The sequence below is a fragment of the Mesorhizobium sp. M7A.F.Ca.CA.003.01.2.1 genome, from assembly GCF_003998945.1.
GTDB classification, from domain to species: Bacteria; Pseudomonadota; Alphaproteobacteria; order Rhizobiales; family Rhizobiaceae; genus Mesorhizobium; species Mesorhizobium ciceri.
Genome location: NZ_RZRA01001464.1, coordinates 1 through 818, shown reverse-complemented (window position 1 = coordinate 818; position 818 = coordinate 1). Strand labels below are relative to the sequence as shown.

Annotated in this window: 1 protein-coding gene; it reads right to left on the bottom strand. The window is 66.0% G+C overall.

Features of this window, described 5'->3' with window-relative positions; translation table 11 throughout:
* On the bottom strand, positions 1-818 hold an 818-nt coding region (locus EN969_RS33480), incomplete at both ends, for a circularly permuted type 2 ATP-grasp protein (RefSeq protein WP_206525323.1).

Sequence of the window (818 nt, the reverse complement as noted above, 5' to 3'; positions counted from 1 at the left end):
CCACCATGTCGCGACGCTTGGCAGCAGCAATTCCTCGCCCCGCAAGGCCCGTGAAATCTTGGGCAGGAAGGCGAGCAGCGCACGCGTCTCCATCAGGCCGGAGCCAAGCGCATTGACGGTAGCAACCGCGCCCTGGCGGATCGCCTCGACCAGGCCCGGCGTGCCGATCTGCGAATCCGGGCGCAGTTCGAGCGGATCGGCGAAGGCGGCATCGAGCCGCCGCCACAACACGCTGATCGGCATCAGGCCGGAAACCGTGCGTACCATGAGCCGGCCGCCTGAAACGGTCAAATCCTCGCCTTCGAGCAGCATGATGCCAAGATAGCGGGCGATGTAGGCGTGTTCGTAATAGGTTTCGTTGAGCGGCCCCGGCGTGAGGATGGCGACGCGGCCGTCGGTCTCCTTGGCCATGCCGATCAGCGCGTCGCGAAAACGGCGGAAAAAGCCGGCAAGGCGGTGCACATGCATCTCGCCATAGATGTCGGACAGCGCGCGTGTGGTGGCGACGCGGTTTTCCAGTGCGAAGCCGGCGCCGGACGGCGCCTGCGTGCGATCGCCAAGCACCCACCACTGGCCGTCAGGTCCACGGCCGAGCTCGAAGGCGCAGAAATGCAGGAAGTGGCCGCCGGCCGGCTTGGTGCCGAGGACAGGCCGCAAATATTCGGGGCTGGCGGCGATCAATCCCGCCGGCAGGATGCCTTTTTCGACCAGCCGGTTCGGCCCGTATATATCGGCGATGGTTTCCTCGAACAGTTCGGCGCGCTGCACGAGGCCGGCGCTGATCGCCGCCCACTCGCTCTCTTCGATGAGAACCGGGA